The sequence below is a fragment of the Pantoea sp. GbtcB22 genome (assembly GCF_019091025.1).
Classification (GTDB): domain Bacteria; phylum Pseudomonadota; class Gammaproteobacteria; order Enterobacterales; family Enterobacteriaceae; genus Pantoea; species Pantoea leporis.
The window spans coordinates 1-256 of record NZ_JAGXKB010000421.1; the positions used below are offsets into that span (position 1 = coordinate 1).

1 protein-coding gene is annotated in these 256 nt (G+C 74.2%); it reads left to right on the forward strand.

Annotation, left to right across the window (positions count from 1 at the left end):
* On the forward strand, window positions 1-256 hold a 256-nt coding region (locus tag KVT28_RS25650), incomplete at both ends, for a hypothetical protein (RefSeq protein WP_217551052.1).

Here is a 256-nt window from a genome sequence, read left to right on the forward strand (position 1 = left end):
GAGGTCGACGGCGACATGCTCGCGTTCGACGGCAGTACGCTCTCGCGGCTGACCGGCACGCCGGCCACGGTGCTCGCGCTGGTCGACGGAACGAGGAGCGTTGGCGCCATCGCCCAGGCGGCGGCTGTGCCCGAGGAGGAGGCGCTGCGGGAGCTCGCAGCCCTGGAGTCCCAGGCGCTGGCCGAGCCGGGCGCTCCTGCCCCGGCTGACACCTATCGCCGCCCCGATCACGTCGGGGCGTGCCATGACCAGCTCC